This is a genomic window from Halalkalibacter akibai JCM 9157 (genome assembly GCF_000513135.1).
Taxonomy (GTDB): domain Bacteria; phylum Bacillota; class Bacilli; order Bacillales; family Bacillaceae_D; genus Halalkalibacter; species Halalkalibacter akibai.
The window spans coordinates 1-16,653 of the sequence record NZ_BAUV01000035.1 but is presented as its reverse complement, the minus strand read 5'-3'; the positions used below and the strand labels follow the sequence as shown (position 1 = coordinate 16,653).

At 34.4% G+C, this 16,653-nt stretch carries 20 protein-coding genes and 1 pseudogene; 6 read left to right on the top strand and 15 right to left on the bottom strand.

Annotation, left to right across the window (positions count from 1 at the left end; translation table 11 throughout):
* Positions 1-161: 161 nt before the first annotated feature.
* Positions 162-1,664 (top strand): restriction endonuclease, encoded by a 1,503-nt coding sequence (locus tag JCM9157_RS16535; RefSeq protein ID WP_035666477.1) that lies wholly within the window; start codon positions 162-164, stop codon positions 1,662-1,664.
* Positions 1,665-2,548: 884 nt separating this feature from the next.
* Here the strand turns inward: JCM9157_RS16535 and JCM9157_RS16530 are convergent.
* A complete protein-coding gene (locus tag JCM9157_RS16530; RefSeq protein WP_035666475.1) occupies positions 2,549-2,755 on the bottom strand; it encodes a hypothetical protein in 207 nt (68 codons plus the stop codon).
* A 392-nt stretch (positions 2,756-3,147) separates the two neighbouring features.
* On the opposite strand from JCM9157_RS16530, the gene JCM9157_RS16520 reads away from it, so the two are divergent.
* Positions 3,148-4,254 (top strand): DNA cytosine methyltransferase, encoded by a 1,107-nt coding sequence (locus tag JCM9157_RS16520; protein ID WP_035666471.1) that lies wholly within the window; start codon positions 3,148-3,150, stop codon positions 4,252-4,254.
* 47 nt (positions 4,255-4,301) lie between these two features.
* On the opposite strand, the gene JCM9157_RS16515 is transcribed toward JCM9157_RS16520, so the two are convergent.
* From JCM9157_RS16515 to JCM9157_RS25825, 5 genes are all read right to left on the bottom strand, one after another.
* A complete protein-coding gene (locus JCM9157_RS16515; protein WP_035666469.1) occupies positions 4,302-4,685 on the bottom strand; it encodes a phospholipase D-like domain-containing protein in 384 nt (127 codons plus the stop codon).
* Positions 4,686-4,699: 14 nt separating this feature from the next.
* Positions 4,700-6,307 (bottom strand): AlwI family type II restriction endonuclease, encoded by a 1,608-nt coding sequence (locus tag JCM9157_RS16510; RefSeq protein ID WP_035666467.1) that lies wholly within the window; start codon positions 6,305-6,307, stop codon positions 4,700-4,702.
* Positions 6,308-6,316: 9 nt separating this feature from the next.
* On the bottom strand, positions 6,317-6,787 hold the full coding sequence (locus JCM9157_RS16505) for a hypothetical protein (RefSeq protein WP_035666466.1): 471 nt from the start codon (positions 6,785-6,787) through the stop codon (positions 6,317-6,319).
* A 1,376-nt stretch (positions 6,788-8,163) separates the two neighbouring features.
* The gene (locus JCM9157_RS16495) at positions 8,164-8,394 is read right to left on the bottom strand and encodes a helix-turn-helix domain-containing protein (RefSeq protein WP_035666462.1); all 231 of its coding nucleotides are present in this window, start codon (positions 8,392-8,394) and stop codon (positions 8,164-8,166) included.
* A gap of 138 nt (positions 8,395-8,532) precedes the next feature.
* Positions 8,533-8,667, bottom strand: a complete 135-nt coding sequence (locus JCM9157_RS25825; RefSeq protein WP_268870959.1) for a hypothetical protein — start codon at positions 8,665-8,667, stop codon at positions 8,533-8,535.
* Between the two features lie 196 nt (positions 8,668-8,863).
* On the opposite strand from JCM9157_RS25825, the gene JCM9157_RS23540 reads away from it, so the two are divergent.
* Together JCM9157_RS23540 and JCM9157_RS16485 are read left to right on the top strand one after the other, a co-directional pair.
* Positions 8,864-9,412, top strand: a complete 549-nt coding sequence (locus JCM9157_RS23540) for an HIRAN domain-containing protein (protein ID WP_052013205.1) — start codon at positions 8,864-8,866, stop codon at positions 9,410-9,412.
* 500 nt (positions 9,413-9,912) lie between these two features.
* A complete protein-coding gene (locus JCM9157_RS16485) occupies positions 9,913-10,254 on the top strand; it encodes a YhjD family protein (protein ID WP_035666461.1) in 342 nt (113 codons plus the stop codon).
* Here the strand turns inward: JCM9157_RS16485 and JCM9157_RS25820 are convergent.
* The 4 genes from JCM9157_RS25820 to JCM9157_RS16470 form a co-directional block, all read right to left on the bottom strand.
* Positions 10,246-10,374 carry a hypothetical protein gene (locus JCM9157_RS25820; RefSeq protein WP_268870958.1) on the bottom strand — a complete coding sequence of 43 codons (129 nt, stop codon included), beginning with the start codon at positions 10,372-10,374 and terminating at the stop codon, positions 10,246-10,248. The genes JCM9157_RS16485 and JCM9157_RS25820 overlap by 9 nt on opposite strands.
* Positions 10,375-11,038: 664 nt before the next feature.
* Positions 11,039-11,245 carry a YvrJ family protein gene (locus tag JCM9157_RS16480; RefSeq protein WP_035666460.1) on the bottom strand — a complete coding sequence of 69 codons (207 nt, stop codon included), beginning with the start codon at positions 11,243-11,245 and terminating at the stop codon, positions 11,039-11,041.
* 69 nt (positions 11,246-11,314) lie between these two features.
* Positions 11,315-11,533 (bottom strand): DUF2922 domain-containing protein, encoded by a 219-nt coding sequence (locus tag JCM9157_RS16475; protein ID WP_035666459.1) that lies wholly within the window; start codon positions 11,531-11,533, stop codon positions 11,315-11,317.
* A 36-nt stretch (positions 11,534-11,569) separates the two neighbouring features.
* Entirely contained in the window at positions 11,570-11,782 is a 213-nt protein-coding gene (locus JCM9157_RS16470; RefSeq protein ID WP_035666456.1) for a DUF1659 domain-containing protein, read from the bottom strand.
* A gap of 285 nt (positions 11,783-12,067) precedes the next feature.
* Here JCM9157_RS16470 and JCM9157_RS16465 point away from each other — a divergent pair, with 285 nt between their 5' ends.
* Positions 12,068-12,511, top strand: coding sequence for a hypothetical protein (locus tag JCM9157_RS16465; RefSeq protein WP_035666453.1), 444 nt, complete (start codon positions 12,068-12,070; stop codon positions 12,509-12,511).
* A gap of 96 nt (positions 12,512-12,607) precedes the next feature.
* Positions 12,608-13,444 (top strand): ATP-dependent DNA ligase, encoded by an 837-nt coding sequence (locus tag JCM9157_RS16460; RefSeq protein WP_035666451.1) that lies wholly within the window; start codon positions 12,608-12,610, stop codon positions 13,442-13,444.
* A gap of 343 nt (positions 13,445-13,787) precedes the next feature.
* Here JCM9157_RS16460 and JCM9157_RS24110 read toward each other — a convergent pair whose 3' ends face one another.
* The 5 genes and pseudogenes from JCM9157_RS24110 to JCM9157_RS16440 all read right to left on the bottom strand — a co-directional run bounded on the left by JCM9157_RS24110 (position 13,788) and on the right by JCM9157_RS16440 (position 16,613).
* On the bottom strand, positions 13,788-14,396 hold the full coding sequence (locus tag JCM9157_RS24110; RefSeq protein ID WP_081734222.1) for a Type 1 glutamine amidotransferase-like domain-containing protein: 609 nt from the start codon (positions 14,394-14,396) through the stop codon (positions 13,788-13,790).
* Between the two features lie 196 nt (positions 14,397-14,592).
* Positions 14,593-15,168 carry a histidine phosphatase family protein gene (locus JCM9157_RS16450; RefSeq protein WP_035666448.1) on the bottom strand — a complete coding sequence of 192 codons (576 nt, stop codon included), beginning with the start codon at positions 15,166-15,168 and terminating at the stop codon, positions 14,593-14,595.
* A gap of 239 nt (positions 15,169-15,407) precedes the next feature.
* A pseudogene (locus JCM9157_RS16445) lies at positions 15,408-15,653 on the bottom strand (GNAT family N-acetyltransferase); the annotation flags it as partial.
* On the bottom strand, positions 15,575-15,748 hold the full coding sequence (locus JCM9157_RS24700) for a hypothetical protein (protein ID WP_156321501.1): 174 nt from the start codon (positions 15,746-15,748) through the stop codon (positions 15,575-15,577). The pseudogene JCM9157_RS16445 and the gene JCM9157_RS24700, both read right to left, overlap by 79 nt.
* Positions 15,741-16,613 (bottom strand): GNAT family N-acetyltransferase, encoded by an 873-nt coding sequence (locus tag JCM9157_RS16440; RefSeq protein ID WP_035666446.1) that lies wholly within the window; start codon positions 16,611-16,613, stop codon positions 15,741-15,743. The genes JCM9157_RS24700 and JCM9157_RS16440 overlap by 8 nt, the downstream gene beginning before the upstream one ends.
* Positions 16,614-16,653 lie beyond the last annotated feature (40 nt).

Genomic DNA, 16,653 nt, shown 5'->3' with positions numbered 1-16,653 from the left:
CCTGCTCCTATTCCAAATTATACATTAATTGGTTTACCTATAGTTCTATAATCACGCTTTATACAATGATTTTTTTCTTATTTTTAATAATAAGGGAAATTTTATAAAAAGACATTAACATGGATAAAATTTAAGATAAGAGAAATGTATGGAGGTTCATCATGATTGAAAAGCAAATTTCTAACCGATACCTAAATGAATCAAAAGTACTAAAAGCAAAAACTTCTTATGAGTTAGAAAAAAAAATAAATAAACAAAGAAAGCAGTGGAAGGAAAAAGAGAAAGTTGGACGTTTAAAAGATGAATCGCTAAAAAAAACACAACATGCTATTTCTAGTATAGAGAAATACCGTTCGATTTTAACTGATTCTTTAAACGTTAATCATACTATTAACTGCGATGATTTTTATGATCATTCCACTTTTAATAAAGTCGAGCCTTCCTTAGAAACATATATTACCGAAGTTGACGTTCCAAAAGAAGATAAGTTCTTTGAGTTCTTGTTTTCTTCCATTAAGAGAAAAAGAGAAGAAAAGCTAAGAGTAGCAGAAAATCTTTACCGTGAAGCAATTGCTGAGTTTCATAATGAAAGAAATATATTTCTTAATGAACAAACTAAAAGAAACAAGGAGATTACATCTTTTAAACAAGGATTTGCTAATAGTGAAACAATTTCAGTTGAACGTTACTTTAAGCTAGTACTAGATAATTCAATTTATCCAGAATGTTTCAAGAAGGATTTTGACATTCAGTACAACAGAGAAAATAAAACTTTAATAATCGAATATTCACTTCCACATTCGGATAATGTTCCAAATATAGTTGAATATAAATTTATTCAAACTAGAAAAGATGTGGATATTAAGCGAATGAAAAAAAAGGAATTTGAAACATATTATGATGATATTCTATATCAAATAACACTGCGAACAATTCACGAATGTTTTTCTTCAGATTCCCCCGAGAATTTAGAAACTGTTGCGTTTAATGGTTGGATGAAGGGAATTGATACGGCTACTGGACAAGAATTCAACTCGCGTATTATTAGTATACATGTAAAAAAGGATGAGTTTAGTTCATTAAATCTAGGCCGTGTAGTTCCCAAAGATTGTTTTCGAAATTTAAAAGGTATTTCTGCTGGTCCTTTATATCTTTTTTCACCAATTCGACCGATCATAGCAATGGATAAGTACGACAAACGATTTATAGAGTCAAAAGAAATATTGGCTAATATCAATTCTATTCCAAATATAGCTACAATGGACTGGAACGACTTTGAACATTTAATCGGGCAGTTGTTTGAACTTTATTTCAAGAAAATTGGTGGCGAAGTGAAAGTCACACGCGCCACACGTGAAGGTGGGATTGATGCTGTTATATTTGATCCCGATCCAATTCGAGGTGGTAAATTTATAATACAAGCAAAAAGATACAATGCTGTTGTTCCTCCTGAAGCTGTCCGTGCATTAAATGGTGTAATGAATGACGAGGGCGCTTCAAAAGGAATACTCGTTACAACGGCTTATTTCGGACCCGATTCTTGGACTTTTGTAAAAAATAAACCTATTACATTAATTGATGGACCTAGGTTGGTCCATATGTTAGATGAACACGGACATAGGGTTCGTTGTGAAATTAATAAAGGAAAGAAGGAACCATCTTAAATTAACGGAATCTGTCTCTATCGCAAAAACAGAGTTATACAATAGAATCCGTACCTTTGTATTTAACAAAATACAAATGGCTCAATTCATACGAATCGAGCCATTTTCTTGTTTTTAACGGTTTGTATCTTGCTAACTCTCCCCGTTAATTTAATAAGACTTTTTTAAAAGCCTATTGATATTCAGTTATTTTGCTATGATCTTGGTCAATTCATTAATAGAAAGCCATGGTCTACGTCTATGTAACATTCTATGACAACTTAACAAAACTAAAATCTTTCATACAAGTTTTTTGATTTTCCTCATAACTGGGATAACCTTTTCATTGCTAGATACCATTTCAGATGGCTCAAGTTCAATATATAGGTCTAAGCTAGAATTAATTCATCACGCTTCCATGGGGGATTTCTCTTAATCTTTTCACTTCCCATTTACGTTTTCTCCTTTCGTTATATCTATGGAATTTTAGGATCGAGGGAACAATTTTTCCCATTAACCTTCTTTTGTTGATAATATGAACTTGTGAGCTCAAGAATTAGCAACTTCTCTTTGCACGACTAACACAAACAAAAAACATTCTATGTTCCTCGGAAAGCTGTCTTAGATCACCCTATCTAAACTCCCTTCTCCCATTCTTAAATATAACAGTATCTCAGATTCTCTATAAAGCGATGTCTTAAAGAGTCGATCTTCTTCTATAAATCATTACTTCCACTTATAACAAATATTGTAACTATCATACAGTAGACAGTAGTTAGTCTTCAAGCAAAAGGAATCTATTCCCTATGTGAGAATAGATTCCTTTTTTAAAAAATTTCCTTATTAGAGTTCTCTAGTTTAACAGATCCTATTTCACACTTCTTGTAGGCTGATGTTTGTTGTTATTAGAAACTATGTCTTAATTCTTCTTCTGCTTCTTCTATAGTTTTTGCAACATATGGTACATCATAAGCATTAATATCTGGAACATACTCATGGAGAATAACATATCTCTCTATTAATTCATCTTTCCCGTCAAAATGTTCTTCTGGAATAAGCTCTTTCTTTTCATAAAACCAATTATGGATTCCATACATTTTCTTAATTAACAATTTTCATTTCCTCCTTAGACTATATTTTCCTTACTACATTAATATTAGAACCACTATCATACGGTTGCGAATAATAAACTTTCTTACATTTTATACACTCAACATCGCATACTCTTTGATAATTAAGTTTGTCTTTTACTGGTTGAGGAACTTCTTCAACATCTTTAACTACGAGAACCCCACCGCATTCATTGCATATCAATGTAATCCCACCTAATATAGTTTTTCATTTGTATATTATATCATTTCTTTTCATTAACTCTAAAATTTCTACAGCAGAAAGGTAAATATTTGCCATAAAACAAATGTTCTTATTTTTATCTTATCGCTGCTTTTTTCGACAAAATGGTTTATAATAAGTCTATTACTTGATTTTGATAGGAGGTATCACTATGATATTTCGCAAAGGAGAACTATTCAGTGGTCCTGGCGGTCTTGCCTTAGGTGCTACAAGCGCAAGTGTTTTAGATGCTTCCGGTGAAGAGTTTAGGATTACACACGAGTGGTCAAACGATTATGACGAATCTGCCTGCAGTACGTACAGAAGAAATATATGCGGAGATATAGAGGATCCATCTGTTATTTGGGGTCCAGTTCAAGAATTAGATATTAAGAGTCTCTCACCAATAGATGCATTAGCCTTTGGCTTCCCTTGCAACGATTATAGTATAGTTGGAGAACATAAGGGCATGGGTGGAGAATATGGACCACTTTATTCATATGGAGTACAAGTTTTAAAGCATCACAAGCCAAAGTTTTTTATAGCTGAAAATGTTGGTGGATTACAAAGCGCCAATGAAGGAAAGGCTTTTATCCAAATTCTTAAAGAATTGTCCGAAGCTGGCCCAGGCTACAACCTTACTCCTCATCTATATAAATTTGAAGAGTATGGAGTTCCTCAAAAGCGACACCGTATAATAATAGTGGGCATTAGAAAAGACCAAGGTGTAACTTTTCGAGTTCCAGCCCCTACAACACCAGAAAAGTATGTTACATCTAAAGAAGCTTTGGAAAATCCACCAATATTAGAATTTGCACCTAATCATGAGTTTACAAAGCATAATGCTAAAACAGTGGAGATGTTAAAGCATATACCACCTGGCCAAAACGCTTGGTATGAAGGTATTCCAGAAGACCTTAGACTTAATGTTAAAGGGGCTCGAATGAGTCAAATCTATAAAAGGCTACATCCTGATCACCCCTCTTATACAGTAACTGGAAGCGGTGGTGGCGGTACTCATGTCTATCATTGGGATGAGCCTCGGGCACTAACGAATCGTGAAAGAGCTCGTCTTCAAACCTTCCCTGATGAATATATATTTGAAGGGAAAAAGGAGAAAGTTCGTCAACAAATTGGAATGGCTGTTCCTCCAAAAGCAGCAAAAATTATTGCTGAAGCTATTTTGAAGACTTTTGCTGGAGTTGAATATGATTATGTAGCCCCGAAGTGGATATTTGAGGAACTTGTTAAACAAGATAAAGTCTTACAACCTGTCTAAAAACAAGCCAAGCTCTCTAATTGAGAACTTGGCTTGTTTAATATTAATTAAGTGGGGTAATGTGTTAATTTAACAGAATGCTCACCTATAAATTCAACTTTTATTCGATCACCTGTTTGTGCACTTCTGCGTTCTTTAAGCCAGTAACCTAATTTTCTTAGATCACCCTCACTTTGAAAGTTCTTAGCATATCGATTGCCAGGCCCTTGGGATCCTGATGCTTTTAGGTTATGACTGTAATAACCATCATCAGACACAGCTTCAAAAACTTCAGTAGCTTTAATATCAAAAGTACGGGCGTTATCAGAATTAATTGGTAGATATACTTCAAATTCGCTTCGATTAACAGTAGATCTGGAGTTACCTTTCTTTCCCCAACCTAGATGTGCATCTTTTAAAACAACTTCAAAGTGCTGTCCTGTTCTTGTCATATAATAACTCCCCCTTACTTCTTTAATAATCTATCTATACTTGCAAAAGCTTTATTATCTACTGAAGATACAAACAATTTTCTTCTTTCTTCTAAACTCATTTCTTTTTCAATGCAATAGTCCAAAAAGCCAAGCAACGTTTTAGCCGTTAGCATAATACCATTAACTTCTTGTTCTGGTAGAACTCTCTTGCTCAAATCACTAATTTTTTGAAGATTTTTTTCTCCGCTAAATTCTGAAGCCGTGACATAACCGAAGAATTTGACTTTTCTAGCGTCATAGCCGTTGTAATTAGGTATATATTCAGACGCCATATGAGAAGCAAGATTAGCTGATAACGGAAATTTCTTTTTATAATTTTTTGCGTCTATAATACCGCAGTAACCTTCTCCGTATTTCAAGAGTATTTCAATCTCAGTCTGAACTTCGTTTATAGGCTTCGGTCTCATTTCCACTTCAAAACCAAGGGATTTGAATATTTCTCCAGTTTTATTTTCAAATTCATAATCATTCGTTTCATCCAAATAGGCTTCAACAAAATCCTCATTTAAACCAGAATAAGTGACTTCTTCTAATATTGATGCAGCTACCTTGGACGCCATCCTAGGAGGAATCTCCGAACTTAATATATCTATAAGTTCGAATTCTTTCATTGCATGAGGCTCGGGATGTTTTTCTAGAATCCGTTCGATTTTTCGATTAAACTTCTCGGAGTTTGTAGCTGGCCTCTTTTCCCTATATTTACTTGCTTTATAACTTGTAACATCCAGTCCATTATTTTCAGCCATCCGCTGTAGTGAAATTAAATATCTTGTATTAAAAGGATAGCGCAAATCTAATTGTTCAATTTGTTCATTAACCTCAATTGAAGATTCGGGAGCTATTCTTAATACTGAGCCTCTAACATATTCAACTAAATTGGTATAATCAGTAATCATCATAAACGTGTGAGCTACATCAGAGTGAGCTCCATAAAAGTCTCTTGCAGCTTTATCTGAACGTTCTCGATGATCAAAGTTAATGGCTATTTCCTTTTTCATTTCGTTCTGTAATTCCGGAGAACAACTCCGAAATTCAATGATTTTATCAGTTATCTCATTCAATTGACTATCCTTCTGAGCAGTCATCACGAAAAAAGTTATTTCTTCTTTTGTTAGGTAGTAATTTAATCTCTCTTGATTTGTTAACTTAATAAGAAATCTAGCAGGTCGAATTCTAAACCCTTGACTAAATTTCGGTCTGAATCCCGCTTCAAGAAAATAGGCATTAGGATACTGTAAGGTTAAAATTTGCTTAGTAATATTCTCACGCACATTGTTCCCTTTTAGAATTTCTTCACCTACTTTTGTTAAAACAATAAGTCCTTCATCATTAACATAGCAATAAGCAAACGTTTTCAACATTGCAACCCAGGTCCTACCTCCAGAACCATCATGGCTAACATTCATTCTTTTTATTCCAATTTTGCCAAGCTCCTCTTCATATCGTTTATGGACCTCTCTATTCCTAGCCCATACAACTTGAAAGTTTTCAGTGGCACTTTGAAGAGCTTGTAAAGCCTCAGGATGAAAATTCGGGTCCCGTTCAGGTCTTGTAATAAACCACACTAACCTTTCTGACATATATTCACCTCAATCATTTAATATTTTTTTTATGTCATCTAATAGAAAAATTTCTGCTGGGTTTAGATTTTTTCGTGTTTTAAAGTGATCTAAGTGAAACATAATTCCTTGGAAGAATACCTTATTCTCTTTAATAAAATCTTCAATGTGAGCATCAGCAGCGTTTTCAGCCACTTTCATCGTTGCCTTAATGTTTTCATTTATAAGATCATCTAATACTAAAATTTCATTTCTTTTCTCATTTTTAAGTAGTTCATTTATAGCAAAATGGTAGCGAAGCAAATTGGAGACTTTAACGTTTCTTATTTCAGTGAGCATTTTATTTAAGCCCTTCTGACCTTTACCAGCCTTTTCACTTACTTTATATTGCTTTAATCCTAACCTTTCAATTTCCCTATAAAGGTTTTCTTGAAATTGCTTAACAATTACTTTATCTAATAACGATTGCATTGCTTTCTTTTCGTTTTCATTTCCTCGCACTGTATCCCTCCAGTAGTGTTACATTTATTGGATATTTTAGTGATATCTTATCTTATCCAAACAGCAGGATAATACCCCGTAAATGGGGATATGTTTTGCGAAACACAAAAACCCTAATGAACCAGTATAGGTTTATTAGGGTTTTTCACTTCAATTATCTTTTATAGAAAGAAAATATTTAATAAAAATGGGCGACCAAATGAACATACCAGTTACACCTTACTAAGGAACAAGTTATCGAAGTCTAAGAAAAGATCCAAGCTTGCTACAACTTATTGAATACCAAGGCCAACAAAGGCCCCTGTGAATACAGTCATATCATATGTAAAAAGAAAGCATAACACCAAGAGAATTGAACACATTCCTACTACTAGCTTCTATGACGTTCTACAGTCAATCAACCTCTACAAGTACAACCACCGAATCTCTTTCAGTATTAGCTGGCCCTTAGCGATATCACGACCATTTAAATTGGAGGGATTCAAAATGAAACAGGATAATAGAAAATATACAAACGAGGAATTTTAAAAAATCAGTCACAAGGTAATGACTTTCGCAGCCTATCTCATCAGAAGCAGTAAACATATTCGTAGCAAAACAATGAAAATAGCCTGGAGAATAGTTATGCAAGTATTCTATTCAAAAGTTACCGGTGTCAGTTTCGGTAAACGTCAAACCGCCCTCAACCACCTGCAGAATTATGATCCCAGCGAATTAAAATTACCCTCCAACCTAAACCAACTTAGTTAATAAGCTCTTACCTAATTTTAGGCTTATGAAAATGTTATAATCAACTCTACACTATAAAATTTTTGAATTGTTTTGAAAGGAATGTTCTATCTTGAAAATAATCAATTATAACTATGAGCTCGAAAAATACTTACTTCTAAACACTGAAATAATGAAACAATATAGGAGCATACTTATTAATGACGCCGAAAAATATGGACTAACTGTCATTGAAACTAATAACTTTGTAGAAGAATGCATTTTTTCTTTTGACCATTTTAATTTGTTCATGCCACTTCTTGCAAAGCAGTTATACAAAAAAGTTAATACTGTAAATTAAAAAAGTCTTCCGCATAGGAAGAGTTTCAAAACTAAGATAATAAAAAAATTTAGAGAAAGATAGGTTTTCCTTAATTAAATAAACAGATATTAATTACCCCCTGGACTAAAAAATATAAATCCTTTATTGGCCCCACATAGTCTAGCCTCCGCTTCCATCCAGTAAAGGGTAAAGCTACGCCCTCCCTAACGGTCGCCCTTGACTGAATGGAAGCTCCGGCTGCTGGGTAGTTAGGCCAACAAAAGATTCTCTCTGTGTCACAGACACAACTTCTTCATTTCTTTTGTAAGTAAAACCAAGAAGCTAACTAACTATCACCATTAGCTTGCTCCACTGGCTCATATTCAACTAACTCCGAAAGTTTTATATCTAGGCTGTCGCATATCCTAATCAATGTTTCTAATTTCAGTGTCTCCATTTGTTCCTCATGCCACAATTTACTTAATATACCTCTGCTAATTCCTGTAATTTCACTTAAATGTGTAACAGTTTTAATCTTCTTTTGCGCCATAATTAATTGCAGATTATTTGTTAACATTCTAGTAACCTCCAATTTATAAGACTTCTCGTTCCTATTGTAATCCAAAGATATCCATATGACAAATAAACAATACAATTTGTTAACTGTAGTTAACAAATTGTATTGTAAACAGAACGAATGTTTGGTATAATATAACTATAGAAAGAAAACATTTGATAAGAAAGGATGAACCAAATGAACACTACCAATTACTACCTTACTAAAGAACAAGTAATTGAAGTCAAAGAAAAGATCCAAGCCTGCTGCAGCTACATCGAATACCAAGGCCAACCAAGACCTCATGTGAACACAGTCCTATCTTACGTAAAAAGAAAGCATAACACCAAGAGAATTGAACACATTCCTACTACTAGCTTCTATGATGTCCTCCAGTCAATCAACTCCTACAAGTACAACTACTAATTAACTTCCAGTAACAGTTGGTCCTGAGCCGATCAGGACAAATCTCTATTGGAGGGATTCAAAAATGAAACAGCGCAATAGAAAATATACAAATGAGGAATTAAGAAATATCAGACGCAAGGTAATGACTCTTGCAACCTATTTCATTAAAAGTAGTAAATATAACCGTAGTAAAGCTGTGAAAGTAGCCTGGAGAATGATTAAACAGGTATTCTATACAAAAGTTACTGGTGTCAGTTTCGGTAAACGTCAAACCGCCCTCAACCATCTACAAAATTATGATCCCCGTCGAATTAATATCACTCTTCAACATGAACCAACCAATCCCTATGATCAAAATGCTATAGCCGTTATCGTAACAGTTATCGGAAAAGGTTCTTATCAAATTGGTTATATTAAGAAGGACTTTGCTGAAGTGTACGCACTCCTCCTAAAAAAGAACCTTCATATCCAGGCAACATTTGAAGGAATTACCGGAGGAAAACAAGGTACTCATTATGGTCTTAATATTGGTTATGTGATTGACTATGCTGCCTCTAGACCAGTTACCGTATTTCCCCATACAAAAAGAGTATCCCTCGGTCACGAAGCACACTCCTCTCTATCTGTATAATGGCATTGGTTCAGTGTTGGATTCCTAGCCTAACACTGAACCAATTTACTAAGCTACTTTGATTCACAGTTCACACTATTAAAACCTTTCTCTCTCAACACTTTTTTAATCCTCTCTTTAATTGAGTTAGCTCTTTTTAAGTACAGTCCTTACTAATGGTTCACTTGATCCCGCTGAATGTCTTTGTCTTCTTTGAATCACAATAGCTCTTTTATCACTGGAGAGAACACCAAATAACTTAATAACTCTATCCAGTTCTAAGCGAAGCGGTGCCTTTACACTGGGTGGCCCCCTTTGGTATCCTTAGCGACGCAAGGAGCGGGTGGAAAGGAAGGTGCTTTTCCTTCCTTAACTCAAGGGTTTCCAAAGGGGGTAGGGCCCCGGTGTCAAGGCTAGAACGGCAATAGTTGCGCTACATATTTGCTTAGTTTTTGTTTTTGTTTATTTTTTGTTTTATAATAGAACTAATGTTCGTATACTTTTTTGTAGAAGGTGAACTTATGCTAAATAAAGAAGAGTTGAAGTTAGTTAAACATTACATCTATTTACCTTTGTTACGTAAGGTACTAGAATATGATAATCAGAAAATCAAAGAAACAAACTTGAAATTTACGGCCCCTTATTTGTTACTTATTGAAAAAACAATTAATCAAGTTAGTCTGGATTTGGGTAAAGTGAAAAAGGAAATGTTAAGAAAGGGAATTACGGTATACAATCAAGGTAAAGGAGATAATGTGTGCAAATATCTCATTGTCTGTCGTGGGTATCGCGAGAATATGAATCTGTTTCCGCATTTAATGAAGAATGAAGTTTTAGAGTATATGGAGCAATATTTAAGCTGAAGCTCTGCAAGGTTGATGTTTTTTAACCATTTCTTTTATTATAGCAATTTCTTCTTTTAGTAACTCTCGGTTTAACTTATTTTCAAATTCAACGATTAGTTCGTTTACAGTTATCATCATCTTGTCACCTCCATCTTCTTGCTTTAAATATTACCTCATTATTCAGATAAATCAACAAAATGTTAGTAATTATGACAATGTATTTAAGAACAGGCTTTAAAAGAGGTACTACGCTTTAACCCAACTGTACTATATTTGCTACATACTCCGTTATCAGAAAAACTTATTATATTTCATCATTTTTTGTAACTACAAGGCTTTATCAAAGGCTTTTGATAGATTAGACTATTCTATTAGGTTTAGGTAAGTAATGGGATTGGTAAATTAACTGGTGGGCTTGATTCAATACATAGATGTCATCCCGGTGTAGGGATTGCATGTGGCAAATTTTATTTCTGATTTGGCATGTCTTGCGAAGTGTATTGTATTCATAGGAAGATATCGGGAGAAGATTATTCATTTCTACAAGGTTAATAATAGTCCAATAACTTTCTTTCTTAGTTAGTCGATGTTGGTATAACCGATTGTAAATAAGATGTTTCAGATTAACTTCAATGTCATAGATAAGTGAATATGCTTCTAACAATATTATTTTATTGTTTGTCACTTCTGGCCTCCAATCTTTCGCTTAAATTTAGAATTCTTCTTCAACTGACAAATTCCTTCTTTTTTTGCACAAAAAAATAAACTCCCAACTTGGAAGATTTGGGAGCAGTAAAGCTATTCATCTTTCCCTATCTCCTAGTGGTACAATTCGCATTAGACTATTGATTTGGCTTTGAGTTACTTCATTTTGTTTGCCAATTAATAGTGTTAAGCCTGAAATCGATTCTTTTAAATCTTTAACTACAGGTTCCAGTCGAATGAGCAAGTACGATGCCACTGTGATAGGAAAACCTACGTTTGAGATAAGTGTGACGATTTCATCCATCAGTATCGCTTCTCCTTTCCTTAAGTTTAAGGCAGCTAGTATCTATACCAGCTGCCTATCATGTTTAAGCTACATAATTACATCTACTCCACGTGACACAATGCGCGCATCAATTTTTGATGTAATTAACATAGCATGCCCGCCTAGAGCTGGAGTATTTAACAATACATCCATTACAGCAGATACTTCTTGTGCTGTTAAATTCGTCTTTGGGTTTGGAATTCGAATTGTGACTTGACGATTCTGCTCATTATTAAAACGTAATTCTAATGTCAAAATAGGTTCCAATTAAATCACCTCCTTCCCATCTTAAAAAGTTTCTACTTACCCAACGTTCGTAACATCTGTAACTAGAATTTTGGTAAGAGTGGACTGACTAAGAGATGCTAAAGCAGCAGCTACTTGAAGTAAGTTGTTTGGATCAGCGTTCTCTCGTAGAATATAGCTAGCTTGTCTCTTAATCTCTTTGCCATCCATGTCATATCCATCAGACAGATTTAGATTCATGCGTGATGAGATTATTTGTTTAGTTGCCATGATAAAACCTCCTTTCTCTAAAATATTCTCCGGCTAGAGAACGTAAATAGGTAGCCACGGCCGGTGGGCTACCCTATTACTATTGGATATAAAAATAGCCGGAGGGAGTTCCCACCGGCTAAGTACATTTTATAATTTATAATTGGTAATATCAATATATTAAGAAAATATTACCAATACCTCATATTAAAAACCCTGTTAGACTTTCTCCCCAAACATGCATTTTAACAAGGAATTTGTTACAAATTGTAGAATTACCACTTATTACTCGAGAGGCGGTGCAAAATGGAATTAAAAGATGGAACGTTATTTTATAAAGAATGCACGAAAGCAATTATTGAATGTGACACTTCTAAACACCACTTTTTGTATGAACTATCGGATGGTAGCAGAAAGTATATCTCTTTCCCAGCTTCTAACAACACTCCTACTCTTTCTTATTCAAATGGAACTCCTATTAAATGTATTTGCTCTATGGCCCCCAAAACGATCATTGATTTTCATTATAAGTCAGGAAATGATGACTTAACCCTCCCTTGGATAAAGCGAGCACTAAGAGATATGGTTACACATGCAAAATCAATTGCTGATATTGTATATTCTAATCATCATGAAAGCCTTACTGTCGATGACATGTTAAGCCGGATTAAGTATCCTAATTTTTCAATAGAGTCAATTGAGAAGAACCAAACGTATATGAGAAAGTTATTTCAAAGTTTTAAAGGTTAGACAATAAAGAACACCAGTTAAGACGGATATTCATCCATTCATTACCTTAGTCTGACGGAGATTTACCATGCTATAATTTACGGTGAGGTGAATTTCATGTTTATAAGTCCGATGCTACTGCATAGAGTTGATGAACCATTTAACAACCCGGATTACCTCGCTGAATTAAAACTTGATGGTATCCGTTTAATTTTTTCAAATATTGATGGTCAGGTAAAATTATATACCCGGCATAAAACTGAAGTTACCAATCGTTTCCCTGAGCTCCACTCACTCCCTATCCCTCCTGGCACGATACTTGACGGTGAGATCGTGATTACTGATACTGATGGCAAGCCAGATTTTGAGGCAATGCAGTCTCGTTTTCTACGTACAAAGAATTTAGAAGATCAACAGCATGTCTCCTATTGCGTTTTTGATGTTATTTATCATAAAGGAGAAAACGTTTCGAAGCTGCCACTAGTTGGGCGTAAACAATTATTGCAGTCCCTCATTCCGGAAAATACTCCACTATTGTCAAAAGTATTATCAATTGAAGGTAAAGGCATCGAACTATTTGAGCTGTGTAAAGCCCAAGGTCTTGAAGGTATTGTATTGAAGCAAAAAGATTCGAAATATGAAATTAACAAACGCTCTAAGGCGTGGCTTAAGGTGGTTAACTACGAGTATGATGAAGTGTGGATTCGTGGAGTAAGAAAGAAGGAGTTTGGCTTGTTATTGTCGTTTGATGATGGAAGGCCTGCAGGAATTATGGAGCTTGGAGTACCAGAGAGAGCTCGAAACTCGGTAAATGGTTTGGTTAATGATTTAAAGAAGAATGAGAATGAGAATTTTATATATTTTGATAAGGGATCGCTGAAGTGTCGTGTTAAGTATCGGAATTTAACTAAGGCTGGGTTTTTAAGGTCTCCGAGTTTTGTAGAGTTCGCTTAGGCGGGCACTTTTTCATAAAAGATTGTTAAATACATCTAAATATTAATTTCTTTGAAAATAACTTCGTTAGTTCAATAAAACGTAAAGAGGTTGGTGTAGCCAGTTAATAATGATTTTGAGTTTTTTAATTATTGTTGATTTTATAACAATAACAAGGGAACCCCTCGTAGTGGGTTCCCTTGTTATTGAACTAACGCTACCCGTTACTTTAAGTGTATTACTTCACAATCTTCTTTAATTAATATAGAGCTTTTTTAAATGGAGTGATGGTCTTCTCACTTCTTTCCATTCAAGCATATTCGTCACTTCAAAGAGCAATGAATAGAGTAAAGCATCTTGCATCTTATGTAATAATTTTTGCAATCAACTTTTCATTTTTAAAGTGTAAGTTTTCATTATCCTCTAAAGTATATAAAGTGCTGTTTTTTTGAGTAGTTGCCCAGCTATTAAAAGCAATACGCCTTTCGGTATCATTATAATGTGGACAAAGACTGCCTTTTAACATATCTAATCCTTTAAATTCTTCGTATTCTTCCTCATTTTTTTCACTATAACAAGTTTCAAACCAACACATAGCTCCTGCACTTATTCCAGCTAAGATGACACCTTTTTGATAAGCGTTTCTCAATACATTATCGAAGCCTGTTTTCTGCCAAATTTCAAGCATATATTGAGTATTGCCACCGCCTACATACACAATATCCAAAGCATTTACAACTTCTTGAATGTTTGGCAATTCAAAATCTCTCATTGTAATATGACTTGGAAGTTCTGTTTTAAAAGCCTCATAAAATTTATCAATATAGCTTTGTGCATCACTACTTGCCGTTGCAATAAATGCAATTTTTAATGGTTCCTGTTTTCTGGCTATTTTAAGCAAATATTCATCAATATAGGCATTATCTTCTTCAGAAAAACCACCACCAGATATTGTAAGAATGTTTCTTTCCATTATGAACTCCTCCATTAAAACCGCCAATCTCCTAACCTTTATCTTTTATGAGAAGACGAATTCTACACTTTTTCCCATTTCCCTTTTTCAACTCTTCTGCCCGTTAGCGCAACAAGACAAGCGTACGCTCTTAAAGTATCGCCCCCTTTAGTTGAAGAAGAATCATTAATTTCTTGACTTTTTTCTACTTAAACGTTCAGAACTTGAGATTAACCCATCCAGTTTCTTTCGGAAAATCGTCTCTTGTTAGTTTATCTCCTGTAATAAACTGTCTATAAGATGTGATTGTTCCATCGTGAGAAATAATATATATTTTTGGAGTTTCTTGCTGTTTGCACCACTCAAGAAATTGTTTAGCCAAGTAATTAAAATCTTCTTGGGGTAAAATGTTTATTCCATTAGCCCAAAATTCTTCAGGCAACTTTTCTTCAATTTGTATATTTGGAAAATCAACGGATATTTTTTGCCTATCTAATAATCTATCACAAGGTAAAGTTCTTCCCTCAGAAACTTGAGGAAATATCCTGGGAGATACTAATGGGTTTACAGTTTTTTTGCAATTAATTCCCTTACTCCAGTAATGAGCCGTTAGCAAAGCTCTTCTCAAAGGACTAATAACTAAAATATCCTCTTTTGACAATGAGAATTGTGTTCTAAGCAATTTAGCTTGATTAATCCCTTTATCTGTAAGTATAGGATCAAAGGTTTGTAAACTGTTGGGTGTATTTAGGGTGTGCTCTCCTTCTCCGTGTCTAATAAAGATTAACTCCATATATAGATTCCTCCTTTCAACAAAGGATATCAAGAGAATGTAATAACACTATTCATGCTTGGAAGTTACTTTTAAAATTTTATTAAGAATGGATGTTTTTCTACATCCATTCCTTCTAACTTCATAAGCACTTGCAATAATCTGCCCCTTTAGTTTAACATTTATTTCCTTTCCTTGACATAAAAAAAAGCATCCCTTGTTAAAGGAATGCACCCGTATGTTGGATATAAGCATTGTTTTCAACTAATTTTTAATTCTTCCCATTCTTTCCTCAATATCCCCATTTTTATCACATCAAAATATTCGTCATTTACCATTCTTGCTTCTCTTATTCTAGCTTCTTCTTTCATCCCCAATTTTTCTGCCACCTTCATCATTCTTACGTTTCCTGACCATGTTGACATCCCTAATCGGTGTAAATTAGTGGATGTAAAAAGATAGTCAATCCACAGCTTATAGGCTTCGGAACCATAACCACCATTCCATTCGCTACATAAACTTCCGTTAGGGGTACAAGAGCAGCAACAGCTTCTTGTGCTATCGCTCCCGTTTGTTTAAGTACATTTTTCAACTTACCCAAAAATTTGGGCTGCAATCCCGAATAATGTATTGTTTCTGAAAGGCATATTGACAGAATTGGTTACCATTATCGGAGGTTGACTTACATTAACAAATCCACTTTCCTCCAAAAACCTCATAAAATCATCATTACCTGATGGGACATCGATTCTTAATTTCCCTTGATGGTTTGAAGATAATTTATCTATTAAAACTGAAGCTATTTGAAAGTCCGGTGCTACAATTGGACCTAATATAAGATTGATTGGTCCTGGAATGGAAAGCCCATATCCAACAATTGTCCCATTATTATCTTTTACTACCAGGCATTTTTCAGATTGTTTTATTCTATTCATAAGAAATTGAGTTCTTTTGTCACCAAAAGCACCCTCATCAAGTTTAAGTAATTCATCCATATCGACTTCATTAAACTCTTCAATAGCTATATCACTGTCAATCATCGGTTTCGTACCAATTATGTAATTATCACATAGAGATTTATGAACATAATCTACAGTATGAAAGCCCATTTTTTCATAAAGGGGTCTTCCTTCTTCTGTTGCAATTAGCATAATTGTAGTTTCCTTAGAAACACTTTCTATACATTTCCTAGTCGCCTTTTTCCCTAATCCCATACCTCTGAAATCTTCATTAACTATAACCATACCAATTGAGGCAATAGATTTATCATACAGAATTATTGCAGCACTGGACACAATTTTCCCCTCAGCATTTTTATGGCCAAATATTTTACCAGATGACAGGACAGTTCCAATTTCCTTTTCATCATAATCCCACCCAACTGATGCAGACAGCTCAATTAATCCTGGAACATCATATCCATCAAATTGGATTAACTCCAATATTGGTTTATTGCATGTGGCCATAATGATTACTCCTCCTGTAAAACATGATTATACCCCTTTT